At 42.1% G+C, this 18276-nt stretch carries 19 protein-coding genes and 1 pseudogene; 4 read left to right on the top strand and 16 right to left on the bottom strand.

Going from position 1 to position 18276, the window contains the following annotated elements; translation table 11 throughout:
- From CH376_RS21030 to fliG, 4 genes and pseudogenes are all read right to left on the bottom strand, one after another.
- A pseudogene (locus CH376_RS21030) lies at positions 1–227 on the bottom strand (urate hydroxylase PuuD); the annotation flags it as partial.
- Between the two features lie 144 nt (positions 228–371).
- A complete protein-coding gene (locus CH376_RS21025; RefSeq protein ID WP_100788353.1) occupies positions 372–1613 on the bottom strand; it encodes an LIC10025 family lipoprotein in 1242 nt (413 codons plus the stop codon).
- On the bottom strand, positions 1585–2076 hold the full coding sequence (locus tag CH376_RS21020; protein WP_243398298.1) for a hypothetical protein: 492 nt from the start codon (positions 2074–2076) through the stop codon (positions 1585–1587). Before CH376_RS21020 ends, CH376_RS21025 begins: the two co-directional genes overlap by 29 nt.
- Positions 2077–2190: 114 nt before the next feature.
- The gene (gene fliG, locus CH376_RS21015) at positions 2191–3204 is read right to left on the bottom strand and encodes a flagellar motor switch protein FliG (protein WP_069605674.1); all 1014 of its coding nucleotides are present in this window, start codon (positions 3202–3204) and stop codon (positions 2191–2193) included.
- A gap of 181 nt (positions 3205–3385) precedes the next feature.
- On the opposite strand from fliG, the gene CH376_RS21010 reads away from it, so the two are divergent.
- Positions 3386–3742 (top strand): arsenate reductase family protein, encoded by a 357-nt coding sequence (locus CH376_RS21010; RefSeq protein WP_100784513.1) that lies wholly within the window; start codon positions 3386–3388, stop codon positions 3740–3742.
- Here CH376_RS21010 and CH376_RS21005 read toward each other — a convergent pair whose 3' ends face one another.
- From CH376_RS21005 to CH376_RS20985, 5 genes are all read right to left on the bottom strand, one after another.
- Positions 3743–5428, bottom strand: coding sequence for an FG-GAP and VCBS repeat-containing protein (locus tag CH376_RS21005; RefSeq protein ID WP_100784514.1), 1686 nt, complete (start codon positions 5426–5428; stop codon positions 3743–3745).
- 130 nt (positions 5429–5558) lie between these two features.
- Positions 5559–6167 (bottom strand): L-threonylcarbamoyladenylate synthase, encoded by a 609-nt coding sequence (locus CH376_RS21000; protein ID WP_100784515.1) that lies wholly within the window; start codon positions 6165–6167, stop codon positions 5559–5561.
- Between the two features lie 16 nt (positions 6168–6183).
- The gene (locus tag CH376_RS20995; protein ID WP_100784516.1) at positions 6184–6927 is read right to left on the bottom strand and encodes an SDR family NAD(P)-dependent oxidoreductase; all 744 of its coding nucleotides are present in this window, start codon (positions 6925–6927) and stop codon (positions 6184–6186) included.
- A 6-nt stretch (positions 6928–6933) separates the two neighbouring features.
- Positions 6934–7422 carry a hypothetical protein gene (locus tag CH376_RS20990; protein ID WP_100784517.1) on the bottom strand — a complete coding sequence of 163 codons (489 nt, stop codon included), beginning with the start codon at positions 7420–7422 and terminating at the stop codon, positions 6934–6936.
- An 18-nt stretch (positions 7423–7440) separates the two neighbouring features.
- The gene (locus CH376_RS20985; RefSeq protein WP_207767161.1) at positions 7441–8331 is read right to left on the bottom strand and encodes a hypothetical protein; all 891 of its coding nucleotides are present in this window, start codon (positions 8329–8331) and stop codon (positions 7441–7443) included.
- 60 nt (positions 8332–8391) lie between these two features.
- Here CH376_RS20985 and CH376_RS20980 point away from each other — a divergent pair, with 60 nt between their 5' ends.
- Positions 8392–8955 carry a Maf family protein gene (locus tag CH376_RS20980; protein ID WP_100784754.1) on the top strand — a complete coding sequence of 188 codons (564 nt, stop codon included), beginning with the start codon at positions 8392–8394 and terminating at the stop codon, positions 8953–8955.
- Here CH376_RS20980 and CH376_RS20975 read toward each other — a convergent pair.
- A complete protein-coding gene (locus CH376_RS20975; protein WP_100784518.1) occupies positions 8946–9161 on the bottom strand; it encodes a hypothetical protein in 216 nt (71 codons plus the stop codon). The two genes, CH376_RS20980 and CH376_RS20975, sit on opposite strands and share 10 nt — an antisense overlap.
- Before the next feature lie 86 nt (positions 9162–9247).
- Between CH376_RS20975 and holA the strand changes: the two genes are divergently transcribed.
- Positions 9248–10336: a DNA polymerase III subunit delta gene (gene holA / locus CH376_RS20970; RefSeq protein WP_100784519.1), complete on the top strand. Its 1089-nt coding sequence runs from the start codon at positions 9248–9250 to the stop codon at positions 10334–10336.
- Here holA and CH376_RS20965 read toward each other — a convergent pair.
- The gene (locus CH376_RS20965) at positions 10302–11171 is read right to left on the bottom strand and encodes an AAA-type ATPase lid domain-containing protein (RefSeq protein ID WP_100784520.1); all 870 of its coding nucleotides are present in this window, start codon (positions 11169–11171) and stop codon (positions 10302–10304) included. The two genes, holA and CH376_RS20965, sit on opposite strands and share 35 nt — an antisense overlap.
- 23 nt (positions 11172–11194) lie before the next feature.
- Positions 11195–12748, bottom strand: a complete 1554-nt coding sequence (locus CH376_RS20960) for an LIC10012 family protein (protein ID WP_100784521.1) — start codon at positions 12746–12748, stop codon at positions 11195–11197.
- A 137-nt stretch (positions 12749–12885) separates the two neighbouring features.
- Between CH376_RS20960 and CH376_RS20955 the strand changes: the two genes are divergently transcribed.
- On the top strand, positions 12886–13449 hold the full coding sequence (locus tag CH376_RS20955) for a lipoprotein LipL21 (protein WP_100784522.1): 564 nt from the start codon (positions 12886–12888) through the stop codon (positions 13447–13449).
- A 101-nt stretch (positions 13450–13550) separates the two neighbouring features.
- Here the strand turns inward: CH376_RS20955 and lenA are convergent, their stop codons facing one another.
- The 4 genes from lenA to CH376_RS20935 form a co-directional block, all read right to left on the bottom strand.
- Complete coding sequence (gene lenA / locus CH376_RS20950; RefSeq protein WP_100784523.1) at positions 13551–14285, bottom strand: lipoprotein LenA; 735 nt, start codon at positions 14283–14285, stop codon at positions 13551–13553.
- Positions 14286–14359: 74 nt separating this feature from the next.
- Positions 14360–15316: a tRNA dihydrouridine synthase DusB gene (gene dusB, locus CH376_RS20945; protein WP_100784524.1), complete on the bottom strand. Its 957-nt coding sequence runs from the start codon at positions 15314–15316 to the stop codon at positions 14360–14362.
- A gap of 3 nt (positions 15317–15319) precedes the next feature.
- Positions 15320–17824 (bottom strand): DNA gyrase subunit A, encoded by a 2505-nt coding sequence (gyrA, locus tag CH376_RS20940; protein WP_100784525.1) that lies wholly within the window; start codon positions 17822–17824, stop codon positions 15320–15322.
- Between the two features lie 18 nt (positions 17825–17842).
- The coding region (locus tag CH376_RS20935; protein WP_338066239.1) for a toprim domain-containing protein at positions 17843–18276 on the bottom strand (434 nt) is incomplete at its 5' end.

The following is an 18276-nucleotide window of genomic DNA, read 5'->3' as shown; positions in this document are numbered from 1 at the left end:
CCGCTCAAGAACGTAAACATCGCGCCCCAACGAAACCACCAAAGAACGCGTGGAACCAGTTGCTGCGTCGCTTTTTTCTTAGTATCCGCGTCGGTCTCAGCAAAGAAAGATCCTTGTACGAAGTTAATGTACCAAAGTAGGCCGATCCAGGCAACGCCTGCGAGGAAATGTATCCACTTGAAGATGAAATACAAACCTTGATTTGTAAAGAGAGCAATCCCTTCCATAATACCTCCAATTCATCGATAGAATTTGATTTTTTAACGCTTAAAGAAACCAAGCGCCAGAACTAAAAATAAATCCTGGAAATTAGACGCTCAGTCAAGCACTTTAGAAAGATTCTAATTTTAAAGAAGAAATAAAATACACTTCTAAGAGGATGTGCTTGTCTCTGGAAATTTTTGAAGATCTTCTATAAGAACTTTTTCTAGGAATTCGAAAAACGAAGGGTTGTCGTCTTTTTCACCGCTTGATTGAAATAACTTAAAACGTTCCCGGAAAATTTCCGCATCCGATCTTAACGTCACCTTCATTTTATTTCCGACTCTGAACGATTCCGATTCAAATCGATTTCCTCCGTTTCCATCGGAACCGTGAACAAGAAGCGTGAAAAAATTATCAAAATATTCTTCCATATTGCCGGGAATAAACCAGTTCACGATTCCCGGAGGAAAAATTTGCAGGAATCTACCGCTGATTTTCTGTTCGGGAAGTTTTGAAAATTCTCCCGTTACCTTTTCATAGTTTTTAGAAGAATAAAACCGAAACCTATATCCTAAACTTCTAATATCGATTTTCAAACCGTACGCTTGAATGAATAAGGATACTCTGACGTGCAGAGTATCGGGTTTAAGCCAGTAACCCGTCGTTGTATCCGGGATCTTTAAGAATGTCTTCGTTCTTTCGTTATAAAGTTCGATTCCGCTCAAGAAATCGCCCGACTTAAAAACCGTGATTCGATATGAAACCTGATTTAAAAGTTTGAACATTCTTTTGTAAAATTCCGGAAACTTGGCACCCGTAGATTCGTCGAGTTCATACATAAGCCACGAAGAATTTTCCGATCGGCCGACGTCGCAATTCGAGACCGAACAGAGATATTGATGTGCCACTGAAATTTTTTCGAATTTCTGGGAAAGCTCCGTTCCTGAACGAAAGAAATTCTGCAAATGATCAGCGTGGGAAAAAAAATCCAGATAACTGAAAAAAGGAAGGATCGATTCCGTTCTCCTTTTCATACGATATGTTTTTTGATCTTTAAAAGAAGAAGGAACATAGTCGACGTGAATTTTGTAAGGTGCGTTAGCCGGAACCTTTTCGCTTGTTATGACGGACTGAAATCCGTGGTCGGTTTTACGTAGATAAAAATCGATGGAAAGAATTCCTTCCTTTTCCTGAAGAAAGGATTCATCCGCGGAGGTTAAATTTCCGTAGAGTGCGTTTCTGATTCCCCCCGAAGGATATTCCCTCGCAATATTTTTCTGAAAGGAAAGATATTCCTGCCAATACGCTGCTTGGTTCGGTTTTTTCTGAACACAATTGTATGTTAAGAATATGATTAAAATCCAAATAGGAAATCGATGGTCACTTTCTTTGTTTACGAATGATTTCATAGAGTTTATCCACCGTGTTATCGTCTACCGTTTGATAGTAAGATTCATAGATCAACTTCTTGTTCCCGGAAAAAATTCTTAACCAGGAAAAATTCGGTTTAATTCCGGAGGATAAAATTCCCGTTTCGTCTAAAAAAACGGATTCGTAATTTTTGGAATGATTCTCATAAATATAAGAATGAACGGCTTTGGGCGCGTTTCTTAAATCGATAAACGCAACGAATTCTACGTTGTCTCTGGATTCATCGACGAGATTTTGCATTCTCCAATAAATCTTTCTTCCGTGCTTTCTACAAAGAACGATATCTGTATAACCGCAACCGAGAAGAACGGAAGTTTTTCCTTTTAGATCTTTCGAGGCGAGTTTACGGCCCTTCTGATCCTTGAGTTGAAAATCGGGAAGATCGGAGGAATAGATAGGAAGGCATAACAATCCGAGTAAAAATAAAAAGGTCAGTTTCATAGTCGGATTTTTACTTTGTCCGATAACTGAAAATTTAACAACGTGCAATTCTGAAGGTTATATCGAGATCCAAAAATCCTCGCAGGAAATTTTTTTCCAACTTCGAAAATTAAATCACATGACCAGTTCGTCTTCACCCGCACGGGCCACGACGATTTCACCGGCGTCTTCCAGTTTACGAATGATATTTACGATTTTCTGCTGAGCGTCTTCCACGTCTTTGATTCGGATCGGACCCATAAAGTCCATGTCTTCTCGTAAAAGATTGGCCGCGCGTTTCGACATGTTCTTGAAGATTTTTTCCTGAACTTCCGTATCCACGGATTTCAAGGCCTTTGCGAGGTCGGAGTTATCCACTTCCCGCATGACTTTCTGAATCGCGCGGTCATCAAGAAGGACAATATCCTCGAAGACGAACATCCGTTTTTTGATTTCTTCCGCGAGTTCTGGATCTTCTTCTTCCAAGGCTTCGATGATCGTCTTTTCCGTTCCCCGGTCGACCAAGTTCAAAATTTCGACCACGGAGTCGATACCACCGGCGGACGTATAATCCTCCGATGCCAAAGTCGAAAGTTTTCGTTCGAGAACCCGTTCCACTTCTCGCAACACGTCCGGACTTACCCGGTCCATCGTCGCGATTCGTTTTGCAACCTCCGCTTGGATCGTATGCGGAAGATTGGAAAGAATATTAGACGCCTTTTGTGGATCTAAATAGGAAAGAATCAAGGCGATCGTCTGAGGGTGTTCGTTTTGGATAAAGTTTAATAAGTGCTGAGGATCCGTTCTTCTAATAAAATCGAAAGGTCTTACTTGGAGAGAAGAAGTAAGACGATTGATGATATCGATCGCTTTCTGATTACCGAGGGCTTTTTCCAAAAGACCGCGGGCAAAATCGATACCGCCGTTCGAAATGAATTCTTGAGCCATCATGAGCTCGTTGAATTCTACTAAAACTTTTTCTTTGTCTTCCGGTGTGATCTTGTCAAGACGTGCGATCTCAAACGTAATTTGTTCGATCTCGTCCTCTCGGAGGTGCTTAAAAATCTCCGAAGACACTTCGCTTCCGACCGCGATTAGAAAAATGGCGGCCTTTTGTCTTCCGGTTAAGTTTGTCTTCTTATTGAGCACTTCCGAGTCTACCTGTAAGAATCCTATCGGTTAAAATGTAGCTTTTCAACGAAAAGATTTTTGCGGGAAGGGAAGAATTTTGTTTCATCGGAAAGACCGGATTCTCCATTTTGAAGAACTTCATCTTCAGAAAACTTGACCTTACCCAAGACGCATAAACAATCGGAACGGAGGATTTTTCATGAAACTTAAAGTCTACGAATACAAAAACTGCAATACTTGCAGGAACGCTCTCAAATACCTTTCCGGCAAAAAAGTAGAATTGGAAATTCTTCCGATTCGAGAAACTCCTCCTAAAAAAACGGAACTCAAGACAATGCTGAAATATGTCGGGAACGATTCTAAAAAACTCTTCAACACTTCCGGCGGGGATTACAAAGAATTACGACTCAAAGATAAGTTGGCTTCCATGCCCGTCGAAGACCAGTTGGATCTTCTTTCGAAAAATGGGAACTTAGTAAAACGACCTTTTGTTTTAGGCGACGGTTTCGGATTCGTCGGCTTTAAAGAAGAAGAATGGAAAAAACAGATTCGCTAACTACAAATCAACGGAACTTCCGAATGCTCCCGTTGCATCCGGATCGTTGAAAGTCTGCGGTGCGGAAATGTAACCGGCCGCTCCTTCTGAGAAATAGAGATAGACTTTACCCACATACGCTCCGCCGCCGATCGAGTTGGGAGCGCCTACCAGAAAATCACTGAAACCGTCTCCATTGATATCTCCGATGCTAATCACGTTTCCCATGTTCCCCTGATTCACCGGCTGGGTTAAAAAATTCAAATATGTCGGATTAAATCCGGAAATGTTATTATCGAATAAAAATGTTTGAGCGCATCCTTGGGCCGCAAAGGTGTTCGTGTAAGCGTAACCGCCGTTTAAAATATCGGAATATCCGTCCCCATTGATATCGCCGGATGCCACCGATGTCGCCGATTGCGAGCCGGTAAATCCGCTTACGGGGCTGTTGATCGTGTTGGTAAGAATCCCAGAATTGGACAAGTAAAGATAAGTTCTACCGGCGGAACCGGATTCTTGATATGCGCCTAAAACAAGATCAGCAAGACCGTCTCGATTTATATCCGCGGTTGCCGCAGAATTCGCATACCACGTATTGGAAACGGCTCCGGGAAATACTTGGGATTGCGCACCAAAAGAATTCCCCTGAGAAAGATGGACAAAGAATGCACCATTCTGACTGGAACCGACCGCTCCAACCATCACGTCCGATTTCTGATCTCCATTGATATCTCCCAAAGCAAGAGAATAACCGTAAAACTGTGTGCTACCTGCGAGCCCCGGATTACTCAATTGTTGAACGTAACTTACGCCTTGTCCGATTACTGCGTTGGAAGTAAAAACATAGACGTTTCCGACGTTTCCACCGTCATACGGTGATCCGACAACAATATCCGAGAAACCGTCTCCGTTGATATCTCCCGCGGAAAGATTTAGAATTCCTGTCCCGACCGTTGTCGGAGTTAAAGGAGTCGTGGAAAGAACTCCGTTGGATCCTAAGGACAGAAAGACCGCAAAGTTTGCTGCGGTATTCGAGATAACCGCATCGGCATAACCATCTCCGTCGATGTCTGCAAGAACAACAGAATATCCAAATCCGCTCACACCGTTAATCGTCGTTACAGATAAAGGGTCCAAACCCTTTGCCTGTCCCAGCGAGAGATACGATCTCGCGCGTGAGGAGTTTTGAGAGCCGATGATAGCGTCCGGATATCCGTCTCCATTGATATCTTTATTCAGACCTTTCTGTAAGGTAACCACCAAAGGAATGGATCTTTGTCCGCCGGAAGTAACGGATCGGATCGCAACAGTGTGTAAACTCCAATCCTTCCATACTCCGGAACTTGGAATCGTGGAAGCGACGCCCGCAGCGGGAAGTTGAAATTTCCATTGCGTTCCGGAAACTATGGCCGAACGAAAGGTTCCTGAATCTAAGGAAACCTCGACGCCCGAAACGGCAGAATCGAAATCCCCGGAAATAAAACCTGAATTCAAAAGTCCCTTTGGACCAACGCTTAAAAGACGAGGGCGCGGAGCGCCGAATCCGATTCCGCAAGAATAGGCTTCGCCTCCGTTCACAAAGAAACTTACGATCATATTTTTATAAAAAATAGATCCTTTCTCGTCACAAAAATTATCCATCGACTTCACCGCACAGGAATGCAGGCAAATAACGCTAAGAAGAATGGAAAAAATACGAACTCTCATCTATGGATAGTTAATAATATATTTACTAAAAATTAAAGCGAAATCCTATTTTAATCGACGAACTTTCACTCTTAAAAGTACCCGAATTTTTCTTGGGTCGTTTTGGAGGATTTAAAATTAGTGCGAAGATTTACAGAAGTTCGGAGCCTTTCCCTTCTCTTACCACGACAACCTCGTCTCCGGTAACGTCCAAGATCGTCGAAAGTTCGACTGCGACAATTCCTCCGTCGATAATACCTTGAACGCGGGAACCGTAAATATCTTCTAAGGAATCCGCTTCGATAATAAACTCGTCGTTTGCGAACGCCGAAGTCGAGGTAAGAGGATTCGGATGAATTGCCATTAACTCTTGCAGGTAAATCGCATCGGGAATTCTGATCCCGATCTGTTTTTCTTTTTGATTGGAAAAAGAAACCCGGGGAAGATTTTTATTCGCACGTATGATAAAAGTGAACGGCCCCGGAGTTAATTTTTTCATCAAGCGAAAAGCTTCATTAGGAAGATTTTCTATGTAATTCGAGGCCACGGAAATACTCGGACAAAGAAGGGAAAGAGGCTGGTTTTTCGGAATATTCTTCAGTTCGTACAATTTTTCCACGCCGATCTTTGATTGGGAATCCGCGACAAGCGCGTAAACGGTGTCAGTAGGAAAAATATATACCTTTCCCTCCAACAGATTATCCGAAATCTGCTGGAGTTTTCTTTTTTCCGGATTGATTGGATGAAGGGAAACGATCATCGAATATTAGACTGTTTTAAAGTCCCGCGGTAATTCCTCCGTCCACAACAATCGTTTGTCCCGTAACATAGGCGGAAGCGTCGCTCGCAAAATAAATCGCCGCTCCGACGAGATCTTCCGGTTTTCCCATTCTCCCCATTGGAATCGCTTTCACCATCTGCTCCATCACTTCCGGTTTTTCTTTGATCATTTCGGTCATATCCGTATCGATAAAACCGGGGCAAATCGCGTTAACTCGATAGCCGGAACCGATCCATTCCACGGCTAAGGCTCTTGTCATATTAATCACTGCGCCTTTTGTCCCCGAATAAACGGAGGCAAACTTGGTTCCTCTCATTCCCAGAATGGAAGCAACGTTGATGATATTACCGCCTTTCTTCTTATGAATTTTGTAATACGACGCGCAGGTTCTAAAAACTCCGGTAAAGTTGGTTTGAATGATCGACTCGATTTCATCTTCTTTTAAGAACGCTGCGGGTTTGTTTGCGGCGATTCCGGCGTTATTGACGAGTACGTCCAATTTACCGTGTTCTTTCACGATGTTTTCTATGATCGAAGTCATCGCATCCGGTTGACGAATGTCCGCCGCAAATCCTTTGATTCCGGTTCCTTCGAACCTTTTTACGGATTCTTCCGAAGAGCCGGTTCCATATACGATTGCACCCGCTTCTTTAAAACCTTGTGCGAAATGTTTTCCGATGCCCCGAGTGGATCCCGTCACAAGAACCGTTTTATTTTTTACATTGAATAGATCGCTCAATTGTATTTACTCCTGATTGTATTTCGGTCTTACCGGGTAACAAGGTCTGATATTCTCGATAGATTCGTTGCTGGTCGCGCCTTCCGGACGTTTTCCTCTTTCCGTGTCAAAGGTGCGAATCAATTTTCGAGAATCGATTCTGATATTCTTTCCAAAGTCCGAACTTGTATCCCGCGTTTTTTCTTTTTTAGGTTTTTTATCGGAATATGGATCAAAAATTTCCGCCCCTCTTTCGTCCTTCTCGACGGTTAAGTCGTCAACCAGAACTTCTCGATTAATGTAGTGCGCACCGTCGCTTTCGTACATATTGTGCAAAGGATCGCAGTCGAACATATCGATTTTAGTGATGATTTTATCGCAGAAGATCAGATATTCCTTACAAAGATATTGAAAACTCTGCTCTTTTACCCTGTCAAAACTTCCTCTCCTGCACGAGGGAAACAACAGCAGCATCAAAAAGAATGCAGATAATTTGGCGGTATAAATTGAATTCATAAATATATTTTTATAATATTATGGTTTTATGTTGTTCTGCTTTTCGGAACTTGGGGGCGGATTTTTGGATTCGCCGTCCTTTTGAAGTTTGCCGGATGAAATTCCCAACTTCCACTCGTAGGATCTCAAAGTTCGAACTCGATCTTTTTTTCTTTCCTCTTCCGAATCCGAATGAAGTTTATCTTCGGCGTCGTCCCAATAAAGTAACTCTTCCGGTTTTAAGTAATCGGTTTCTAAAATTCGATTCTTTGAAATTCGATCCGAAAGCGAAATCGAAGAATCTTCGCTTTTTCCCAAAAGAATTTTGATTTGATAGAGGGAGATCAGCGCTTGCTTTTGAAAATGAAGCGCCGACGTTCTTTCCCCTTTTTCCAACTCGACGACGGAAGCCTTGGCAGTTTCTCCCGAACGGACATAGTATTTTTCTAAAATCGGCAGAATGTTTCTATTCCTATTCTTTTGATCCAGACGAATGGATACGATCAAAGGAGCGAGTTCTTGTCCAAGTTGGACCGCCTTTGATTCATAATCTCTTCTAAAAATCTCCTCTAAGGGAACAACCGCTTTGTATACGTTTTCAAATCCTGTCGCCGCGCTCGAATACTCCGCTCTGAGATAGGAAGTTTCTGCTTGTCCGTAATCGGCGGTTATTTTATCGAGATCCTGTTTTTTTCCGAAATTCAAAAGAGATATGCGGATTCCTTTTAGGCCAACAAAAGCTCTTTTACGAACCGCTTCAAGTTTTCCGGTCTCGATCAATTCTTTCTCGGAACTGATCTTTGGATTTTCCTTGGATTCTTTTACGTCATCCGCTTTTCCTTCCGCAAGAACTAAGCCGGTCAAAGTAAGAAACAAGACAATGTGAAAAAAACGAAGACTGAAATTGGAAGAATTTTGATTCTTTTTCATCCATACCAATATCGACCGGAAAACGGGTGCAAAGCAAGGCTTTTCTCAAACTGTGGATTTATGATCGTCCTTAGATCCAGATCTCCGCGAAGAAAACAGGTTTTGGAATCCCTGGATTTGGATTTTCGCGTGGAGCCTGAGGACGTCGACGAACGATCTTTTCCGAAAGAAAGTCCTCTCGAATATCTCAAACGGATTACACTTTCCAAACTGGGAACAAGATCCGAAAACGAACTTCTTATTTCTTGCGATACGATCGTCGTTCATAACCATCGGATTCTTCAGAAACCGGCGGATTTTCAAGAGGCCGTCGAAATTCTCGAAAGTTTATCCGGAAGAACTCATATCGTCTACTCCGGCTTGGGCGTTTACGATCGAGGTTTGGAACAGTTTGCGTTTGATTCTTCTAAAGTGACTTTTCGGAAGTGGGGGAAGGAACAAATCCGTAACTACGTTGAAATCCATTCTCCTTTTGATAAGGCGGGGAGTTACGGAATTCAAGACGCGGACGGTCCCGTGGAACACTACGAAGGTTCTTATACGAACATCTTGGGTTTTCCGATCCGAATGTTTTTTCAATATCACCGATTGTGGGAAAAATATCTGAAAGGAAATCAGGCGTAGAAATCGACGAGGCTTCCGCGAGTCTGCGGCTGCGCTTCCGTAGAAGGACGGGCAAAATTCTTACCGGGAAAACCGCGATCCGGATTAAAATCTTCTCTTCGAATTCTGTCCACGGCCTCGACTTTTCCTCCAAGACGCGCCGGGCTTACGTAAGCCAAACCTTCGCCTGGAAAAGAAATCCTCTGGACTCCGGAACTGATGTTCATATTCTATTCTTCGGAGAATCGATTCCGCGGCTTAAGTTAAATGTTCCGGTTTTTTCGAAAACGTTTCGGATTCTTACCTGAAAACAATGGCGACCAAAACAAAAGAATATAAAAATTCGATCGAGTTTCTTTCCGATTTCGGAAAAGAATTGCCCTCGATCGTTTTTGTTGCCGCGAAAGAATCTTATGAATTCGAAATTCTTGCTGAAAAATATAAGGAATCGATTCGTAAATCCGGAGAATCGATCGAAATCGTCGTTTTTGTTTCGGAACCCGGCGACTTTGAAAGATTTCAATCCGAAGCTTTCAACCTCGACATGTTTTCCAATCGGAAATTATTTATCATTAAATCGGGATTGGAATTTTTCAAACCGGTCTCCGGCGGAAAAGGTAAAAACAACGAATCTTTGCAAAAGCAATTCTCAAATTTTCCGGATTCGATTCAGCTTTTAGTCCATTACAATCACTGGGAAGTTCCAAACAAAGTCCTTCAGCTTTTCGGCGGAAAAGCGCACCTCATCAAAACCAAAAATTTTTATCCGAACGAAACCAAGGGCGGACTTTTGCAAGCGTGCAAAGAAATCGGAGTTCAATTGGAAGAGGACGCGATGGATGAGTTCCTCCACAAGATTCCTCCTTCGATGGGCGCATATCTGCAATCTCTTTCCAAATTGAAACTTTACTTGAGTAAAAAAGTTTTCAACAAACAGGATATAGAAGACGTTCTTCTTTTTAATTCCGAGGTCAACTCGAGCGGTTTGGTGGATTTTTTTATGGAGTCGGATCGGATTCGATTTTTTAAAGAATTTAGAAAGTTCCAAAAAGGAAAAGATTCTCTTCTTCTTTTTTTTACGATTTTAAAGGAAAGAATCGATCAACTTCGAAAATACAAAATCATTTCGAGAAAGTACGAAGCCACGCTTTCCGACGAGGAAATTTACGAATACTTGGATATTCAGTCCTACAGTCCGGCGAGAAAGAATTTCGTGCGGAATCGTTTAAAAAAAGAAGCCACCTTTTTTTCCGATAAGATAATCGGAGAACTTTACGACTTTATCATCGGCATGAATATTAGAATCAAAACTGGTTCGGATAAGGAAGAATCCGAATTTTTCTTCAATCGAAAAATGGAAGAATTTTTTATTCAGCTTCGCCGGAAAGACCGAATTCTATGATCTTTCTGTAGATCGTTCTTTCCGAAATCCCCAAAATCCTTGCGGCTTTTTCCCGATTTCCATTCACAAGAATCAGGTTTTTCTTTATGATTTCTCTTTCATAGTCTCGCAGAGGTATTCCCGTTTTTACTTCAATAAATTCTTTATAAACATAAGAAGTTTCGAACATCTGGGGAGGAAGGTGTTTTGTATCAAGAATTCGAACCGGAAATAAGGAAACCATACTTTCCAGTAGATTCCGCAGTTGTCTTACGTTTCCCGGAAAATCATAATTCAAAAGTAAGTGATATAACCTTTCACTGAGCCTCGTTTCTTTTCTTTTGTACTTATCCGAAAGTATTTCTAGAAAATGTTTTATGAGGAGCGGAATGTCTTCTTTTCTTTCTCTGAGATCGGGAAGATCCAATCTGTAATTGGAGATTTCGAGATACAAGGATTCTAGGATATCTCCGGCTTCCAATTTCTGTTTCCATTCTTTTCCCGATAAAAAAAGAAATCTAGAATTCGTCCGATTCTCGCGGAGTCTTCTGAGCAAGTATGCTTGTACTTCTTTCGGAGACGTCGTAAAATTCTTAAAAACGAAATACGTATTTTGGTCCTGAGAAAGAACGTTCTCAAGCGCCGATTCTCCTTCGAGATTTTCCGAGTCTATGATTTTGACCGAAGGTTCTTTCCCGGATAACTTCGCGATCAAGCGCGCGATAAAAGTTTTTCCGGTTCCCGGCCCGCCCGTGACAAAAAGAGGCATTTGACTTTGGGAAAACGATTTGAGTCGATCTAATATTTTAACCGAGTTGGAAGCGTTGCTGATAAAAATAGATTCGTCGGAATTCAAATGAGGATCCCTTTAGTAAAAGATTATAATCCTTTGACCTGTAGAACTCTACCTCGGACGATACAATCGAAAGAACTTTTGTTCGTATTTTGAAAATAATTTCTAACTTGAACGGGCGTGCATTCCAGGATTTGAGAAGGAATTCCCTTATAAATTTCCGTAAGAGCCGCGATATTGGCCACGCCGTCCACGGAACCTCCGGATGGAACATAAGTCGTTTGATAACTTACCTGTTCTTCGGTTTCGGGCGGCTTGATTCCGACCGGCAGTGAAACCCAAAAAGCTTTCTCTCCGGATTTGATAAGAACCGAAGGTCCTTCCGATTTATATTCATCTTTTAGAAGCACATTGGAGAGTAAAAAATTCAGATTATTCCGAAGGGGTTCGGACGCAAGAATCTTGTCTCCCGAAAGTTCAGAATAGATTTCGGTGAAATTGAGAGGATTGATCGATTCCGATTCCGCATATTTTCCGGAATAAGAAACCCTGTTCATAGAAGATTCCGAACCGGCTTTTCCGGGAGCAAGTTCCGAATATGTAAAATAAATCTGCCTTCCTCGGAAGACGATCGTCTTCGAATCCTTTGCCGTACTTACTTTCCGAGAATAAGTAATTTCGTAGAAACCGTCTTTAGATAGAATTCCTTTGTAGAACTGACTCTGAGCGGCGGAATAATAAGGAGCGGTAAAAAGCCGAATTCCATAACCGCTGGATTGCAGATCTTGAAGGATCGAAGATAAGGTCGGATTCGGAATTTTTCCCTTAGCATTCGTAAGAATGATTATGTCCTGAAACGTTTGAGATTTTGTTCCGGGCAAAAGTAATCCTCTCTTTACTTGGATGAGCGCGTCGGAGAGGTCGTCCAAAGAAGATTTCCCACTGGATTTTAGGTTGGAAATTTGGGTTCTGAGTTCCGAAAGAGAAGTCGCTTTCGGAAGAATCACTGATTTTCCTTCGAAAAAAGTAACAACTCGAATTCCTGTGATCGAATCCCAAGAAGCGCTCTTTACAAATTGAATCAATTCTTCTCTTTCCCTTTGAAAAGAAGGTGAAAGATCGATCACAAAAATCAGTTCTTTCGAAGACTTCTTCTGATTGTTCTGTGTTACTTGTCTTTTCTTGGAGGGGATCCAGGGAAACGATTTCTCCGTCATGGAGCGCATTAGAGAAAATGGATCCGATTTTTCGGTTAGATGAAACTCATCCAATTGTTTTTGTGTACAATTATAAACGGATCGATCCAAAGAAATTTGATTCTGAAAATTAAGTTCGTCTCGTACTAAGATGTCGCTCGAGAGTTCGGAACATAGTTTTGAAAAATCTTCTTTTCCAAAATGAGAACTTCGAAATTTTTCAAAAATTTCTTTATCCTTCATTCTTTCCGTTGTCTCCACCTTGGCCCTTAAGAGTATGTTTGCGTAAAAAGCCGCAAATTTGGAAATTTCTTGAGATCTATCGCCAATTCTTTGAAAAGAATTCGGTAAGTTTCCGTCTACTTTTCCCGGAAGGAAAGTTATACTCGTGGAGAATAAGGGGTGAGCCAAGAAAATTAAGAAAAATAATAAATTTCGTAACATAAAGAATTAGTGCGACGCAAATCTCTCTTTGGATTCATTTAGGGAAATCGATGTTTCAAAGCAACCTATTAAAAAATGTGTTGCATAAACTCGGCGAAGTATTAGATTTTTTCATTTAGTAGATCAAGGAGAAAATAATGATCAATAGACTTATCGCTCTATCTGTAGCAACAATGATTTTTGCAGCTTGCTCCAGCACCGACACTGGACAAAAAGATGCAACGACTGTCGGTGACGGCGGATGGACATTTGAAGGTTGGGGTGGAGCTCCAGAACAAAGAAACGACGGAAAAACGCCAAGAGATACTGCTCCAAAAGACTGGTACTATATTAAATTTTCTTCCAGAGCATCCGCTAAAGCAGTGGCTAAAAAAAGTCAAGCTATGATGCAATCCACTTGCCGTGAAGCATCTAGACTTCAAGGCGCTTCCGATGTTGTGAAGAAAATGGTTGGTGAAACTGTAGAAGCAGCGTCCGGCGTATCCGATGGTGAAGCAACCGCTTCGGTAATCGTTTCTCAGTCTCAAGGTGTTGTAAAAGGAGTTGGGGTTTACGAATGTAAAGCAACCGGTTCCGGTTCTGATCCAAAAGACGTTTCTAAAGACAACTGGGAAGAATGTCAGTGTGTTATCTACGCAAAATTTCCTGGTGGAAAGGATGCTCTCGTAGCGAAAGCACAAGAAGTTTCCAACAAACAATAAGCCTAAATTTACATTAAAGCTTTTTGTTTTAAAAACCCCGCTGATTAGCGGGGTTTTTTATTTTTAAGAGTCCGATTTCACTCGAATGAAAGAAAATCTTATCAAAGAGTGATCCCGAATTTTGCGGCAAGTGCGTTTACATCTGCGGTAAACTCATCTTGTTTAGCGGCCGCCTTCTTTAAAGATTCGGTAGCAACTTGAAGAATTTTATTTTTCTCTTCGTCGGATACGGAATTGTATCTCGCAAGCTCCTGGCTGGATTTTTTCAAAAGTTTGACTGTTTCTCCAAGAAGCGCGTCTTTGCTCAAGGAAGCGGAAACCGTTTTGATCCAAACGTCGTAATAGTTGTTTAACTTATCTTCCGTTAAAATAGAATCATAACAGGTAACTTTAGAAAATTCTCCGATCACTTCCTGTTCTAGACAATACATTCCTCTCTTCAATTTGCCTTTTGTGTTAGCTGTAATCGTCGGTTTAACGAACGCGTCATCCGCATCGTTCAATACGAAATATACGTTTTCAGAGAAATTTTTTACAGGAGCATAACCTTCTTTGTTTTCTACGGTTTTTACTTTAATATAAGTAACCGTAGACGTTCCTTTTTTCGTGGTCACTTCGGCGTCCACGGTCTCCAAGCCCGTTACGTCTTCCATTCCATACACAAGGCTGACTTGATCCTCTTTTTTATCGGAACCCGGAACCTTGTAAATCCATTGGTCGAAGTTTGCAAATCTTGTTCCTAAGATTTGAGCTTCCGGCTTTTTTTCTTCCTTTTTACATCCGATCATCATCAGAAGAGCTAAGGAAAGAATTAAGAATAACTTTATACTTTTCATACAGTGACTTCTCCGTTCATTTCTCGAAGTTTTTAAGCTCACAGATGATTTAGTCAAGAATTAATGCGGCAGGTTTAGAGAACGGCTAAAACATTTCGCCTTTTATCGGACAAAAGAAGATCCTCAAATTGATTCCATTCTCTGATTTCAAGCAATTCGGTTTTCCAAGCCTGATCGAAATCAAGCCCGGTCAGATATTTCACGAGATGCTTTCTAAAAAGTACAAGACCGAATTCTTCCCCGAAGTCATCGATCATCCAACGAAGGTGTTGGAGTATTACTTCGGAAACATCGGACCAGGATAATTCGTTCTTTTTGATTTCCGAAAAAATCCATGGATTTCCGATCGCGCTTCTGCCAATGAGAACGCCGTCCAAACCGTATTCTTGGATTTTAGAATTGGCCTCTTGAAAACTTTTAATATCTCCGTTTCCGAAAATCGGAATTCTTCTATTTACTTTGATTTCTCCGATCGCGTTCCAATCCGCCAAACCGGTATAAGCCATCTCTTTTGTTCGGCCATGAACCGTTAATGCATCCGCTCCCGATTCTTCCAAAATTTTCGAGACTTCCAGATAATTGCGAGAAGTAGAATCCCATCCGATACGAATCTTTGCCGTGACCGGAACGTTGACTCGTTTTTTCATCGCTTCGATGATTTTTCCGGCTAACACGGGTCTGCGAAGAAGTCCGGCTCCGGCACCGCGCAACGAAACCTTACGAGTAGAACATCCCATGTTCAAATCGATGATATCCGGTTTTAATTCCTGAATGATTTCGGAGGCTTCGGCGATGATTTCCAATCTATTACCGAAAATTTGAAACGTAATCGGACGTTCTTCCGGATGAAAACGAAACATTTTCAAGGCTTTCGGTGCGCGATGAACGAGTTCGTCCGTGTTCACGAACTCGGTGTAAGAAAAGGCCGCTCCGAATTTTCTGCAGATTCTACGAGTCGGAGAATCGGAAATGCCCGCCATCGGAGAAAGAGAAATTCTTCCGGGGATCGTTACATTTCCGATTCGAATCATAGTCTAGCTCTCTCCGAGAACAGTGAAGTCTTGAACCTTGTCGTTGTCTTTCAAATCGACAAGACGAACTCCAACCGCAGTTCTTCCTAATTTAGAAATATCGAATGCGTTGATGCGAATCGTCATTCCTTGCTGAGTGATTAGAATAATTTCATCTTCGGCGCCTACCGAACCAGTGCCTACCGAGAAGCCGTTTTTATCCGTTACTTTTAAGTAGGCCATTCCTTTGCCGCCTCTTCCTTTCGCACCGAATTCCTCAAAGCCGAGACGTTTTCCGTAACCTTCTTCGGAAACCACAAAGATGTCTTCGCCTTCTTTGAATTTACTCAGGCCCACGATAGCGTCGTCTTCGGCGAGTCTCATTCCGGTAACACCGCTTGCGGTTCTTCCTTGTGCGCGGATAATATTTCCTTCGATTCTTAGCGCTAAACCCTTTCTGGAGAAAATTATCACTTCGTCTTTGTCGTTGATCGCTTCGACTTTTATCAGATCGTCGCCTTCGCGAAGACCGATCGCAATGATTCCGGATTTCTTCACATTGCCGAATTCGTTGAGATGAATCCGTTTGATAAATCCTCTACGCGTAACGAGGAGAAGATCCTTTTCCATGTCCTCTTCTCTGAACGCGAAGATCGAGGAGATATATTCGTCTTCTCTTAAATTGATGATCGCCTTCAGAGATTTACCGCGCGCTTCTTTGGACGCGATCGGCAGTTCATAAGCCTTCATAACGTAAACCTTTCCGATATTGGAAAAGAACATGATACTATCGTGAGTCATCGCGGCTTTCATGATTTTAATCACGTCGTCGCGTTTTTGGGAAAGTCCCTGAATTCCCTTTCCGCCGCGTTTTTGTCTTTTGAACGTATCGATCGGAAGTCGTTTAACAAATTGGTCGTATGTGATTTGAATGACGATCTCCTCGTCCGCAATCAAATCCTCAGCGTTAAAAGAAGAACTTTCGATACTTTCGATGGAAATTTCCGTTTTTCTTTTAGTTCCGTATTTATCGCCGACTTCCTGAAGTTCAGTGCAGACGATATCGTTTACGCGAGAAGGTTTAGCGAGAATGTCCTTTAAATCGACGATGAGTTTTCTGACCTCTTCCAACTCGTCGATGATCTTTTGAACTTCAAGAGAAGTAAGTCTCTGCAATCTCATCTCAAGAATCGCGTCCGTCTGAATATCGGAAAGAGTAAACTTCAACATCAATTGTTCTTTCGCTTCCGCGGGATTTTTGGAAGCCCGGATCACTTTGATCACTTCTTCGATATTTTCTAAGGCGATTTTCAAACCTTCTAAAATGTGAGCGCGCTTTTCAGCCTTGTCCAAATCGAACTGGGTTCTTCGAACGATGACGACTCTTCTATGCGCGGAATAAGCGGTAAGAATTTCCTTGATATTAAAAATTTTGGGTTTATTGTCCAGAATCGCCAGCATCGTGATTCCGTAGCTGACCTGAAGCTGAGTCATCTTATAAAGTTGATTCAGAATGACCTGAGCATTTGCATCTTTCTTAATATGAATTTCTACTCGAATTCCTTTTCGATCCGAAAGATCTAAAATTTCTGAGATTCCTTCTATCTGTTTTTCGTTAACAAGATCCCCTATTTTTTCAAGAAGGACTTTCTTGTTTACTTGATACGGAATTTCCGTTACTACAATGACTTCTCTTCCGTTTTTCTTTTCTTCGATATCAACTTTGGATCTGATTCGAATAGAACCCTTACCCGTTGTGTAAGCCGAAATCAAACCTTCTCCGCCGATGATGATGCCTGAAGTCGGAAAATCGGGTCCCGGTATTATTTTTAGAATTTCCGGAATCGTAATTTCCGGATTTCGAATGACCGCGATCACCGCATCGATCGTTTCCTTGAGGTTGTGAGGAGGAATGTTTGTTGCCATTCCCACTGCGATTCCGGAAGAACCGTTTACGAGTAAGTTCGGAAAATTTGCGGGTAGGACGTCCGGTTGCTGTTTCGTATCATCGTAGTTAGGCGAAAAACTGACGGTGTCTTTTTCTATGTCGCGCAGAAGTTCTTCCGCGACTTTTTCAAGCCTTGCTTCCGTATAACGGTAAGCGGCGGGATTATCGCCGTCGATCGAACCGAAATTTCCCTGGCCGTCGATCAGAGGAACTCTCAAAGAGAAATCCTGAACCATTCTTACGAGAGCTTCGTAAACGGAAGCGTCGCCGTGCGGGTGATAGTTACCGATCACTTCCCCCACGATCTTAGCGCATTTTACATAAGGACGATCGCTTCTCCAAGCGCGTTCATTCATTGCATGAAGAATTCTTCTATGAACCGGTTTTAGTCCGTCTCTTACGTCGGGAAGCGCGCGACCTACGATAACCGACATCGCATATCCAAGATACGCTTCTTTCATTTGATCTTCGATTTCCACAGGAATAACTCGAACGCCGTTTTTCAACGCATCGGCGATGTCGGGTTTTCCTGCGATATTGTAGCTTAGGACTTTTGTTTCGTTTTCCATCTCTTGACTCATTTCTGAATTCCCTTCGGATCAAAGATCCAAGTTCGCTACTTTTGCGGCGTTTACTTCGATAAACATTTTTCTCGGTTGAACCTCGTCGCCCATAAGAACGTTGAAAGTTTCCTCGGCTTCCACAAAGTCGTCTAACTTAACTTTAAGAACCACACGATTTGAAGGATCCATAGTGGTTTCCCAGAGTTGTTCAGGGTTCATTTCTCCCAAACCCTTGTAACGTTGGATTACAACCTTGTCCGAGCCGACGGTTTTTAATAATTCTTCTTTCTCTTTGTCGGAGTAAGCGTAAGTGGAATTTTTTCCGTGTTTGATCAGATAAAGCGGCGGCTGCGCCACGTAAAGATAACCTCTTTCGATCACTGGACGCATATAACGAAAGAAGAATGTAAGAAGAAGTGTTCGAATGTGAGAACCGTCGATATCGGCGTCCGTCATAATCATAATTTTGT

The organism is Leptospira adleri (genome assembly GCF_002811985.1).
Lineage (GTDB): Bacteria > Spirochaetota > Leptospiria > Leptospirales > Leptospiraceae > Leptospira > Leptospira adleri.
Note: the sequence above shows the minus strand (reverse complement) of the source record. Positions and strands in the feature narration are given on the sequence as shown.

Coding starts and splice junctions, on each gene's coding strand:
- CH376_RS21025 (WP_100788353.1), bottom strand. CDS start 1,613: ATGAAATCATTCGTAAACAAAGAAAGTGACCATCGATTTCCTATTTGG.
- CH376_RS21020 (WP_243398298.1), bottom strand. CDS start 2,076: ATGAAACTGACCTTTTTATTTTTACTCGGATTGTTATGCCTTCCTATC.
- CH376_RS21010 (WP_100784513.1), top strand. CDS start 3,386: ATGAAACTTAAAGTCTACGAATACAAAAACTGCAATACTTGCAGGAAC.
- CH376_RS21005 (WP_100784514.1), bottom strand. CDS start 5,428: ATGAGAGTTCGTATTTTTTCCATTCTTCTTAGCGTTATTTGCCTGCAT.
- CH376_RS21000 (WP_100784515.1), bottom strand. CDS start 6,167: ATGATCGTTTCCCTTCATCCAATCAATCCGGAAAAAAGAAAACTCCAG.
- CH376_RS20990 (WP_100784517.1), bottom strand. CDS start 7,422: ATGAATTCAATTTATACCGCCAAATTATCTGCATTCTTTTTGATGCTG.
- CH376_RS20985 (WP_207767161.1), bottom strand. CDS start 8,331: ATGAAAAAGAATCAAAATTCTTCCAATTTCAGTCTTCGTTTTTTTCAC.
- CH376_RS20980 (WP_100784754.1), top strand. CDS start 8,392: ATGATCGTCCTTAGATCCAGATCTCCGCGAAGAAAACAGGTTTTGGAA.
- CH376_RS20975 (WP_100784518.1), bottom strand. CDS start 9,161: ATGAACATCAGTTCCGGAGTCCAGAGGATTTCTTTTCCAGGCGAAGGT.
- holA (WP_100784519.1), top strand. CDS start 9,248: ATGGCGACCAAAACAAAAGAATATAAAAATTCGATCGAGTTTCTTTCC.
- CH376_RS20960 (WP_100784521.1), bottom strand. CDS start 12,748: ATGTTACGAAATTTATTATTTTTCTTAATTTTCTTGGCTCACCCCTTA.
- CH376_RS20955 (WP_100784522.1), top strand. CDS start 12,886: ATGATCAATAGACTTATCGCTCTATCTGTAGCAACAATGATTTTTGCA.
- lenA (WP_100784523.1), bottom strand. CDS start 14,285: ATGAAAAGTATAAAGTTATTCTTAATTCTTTCCTTAGCTCTTCTGATG.
- dusB (WP_100784524.1), bottom strand. CDS start 15,316: ATGATTCGAATCGGAAATGTAACGATCCCCGGAAGAATTTCTCTTTCT.
- gyrA (WP_100784525.1), bottom strand. CDS start 17,824: ATGAGTCAAGAGATGGAAAACGAAACAAAAGTCCTAAGCTACAATATC.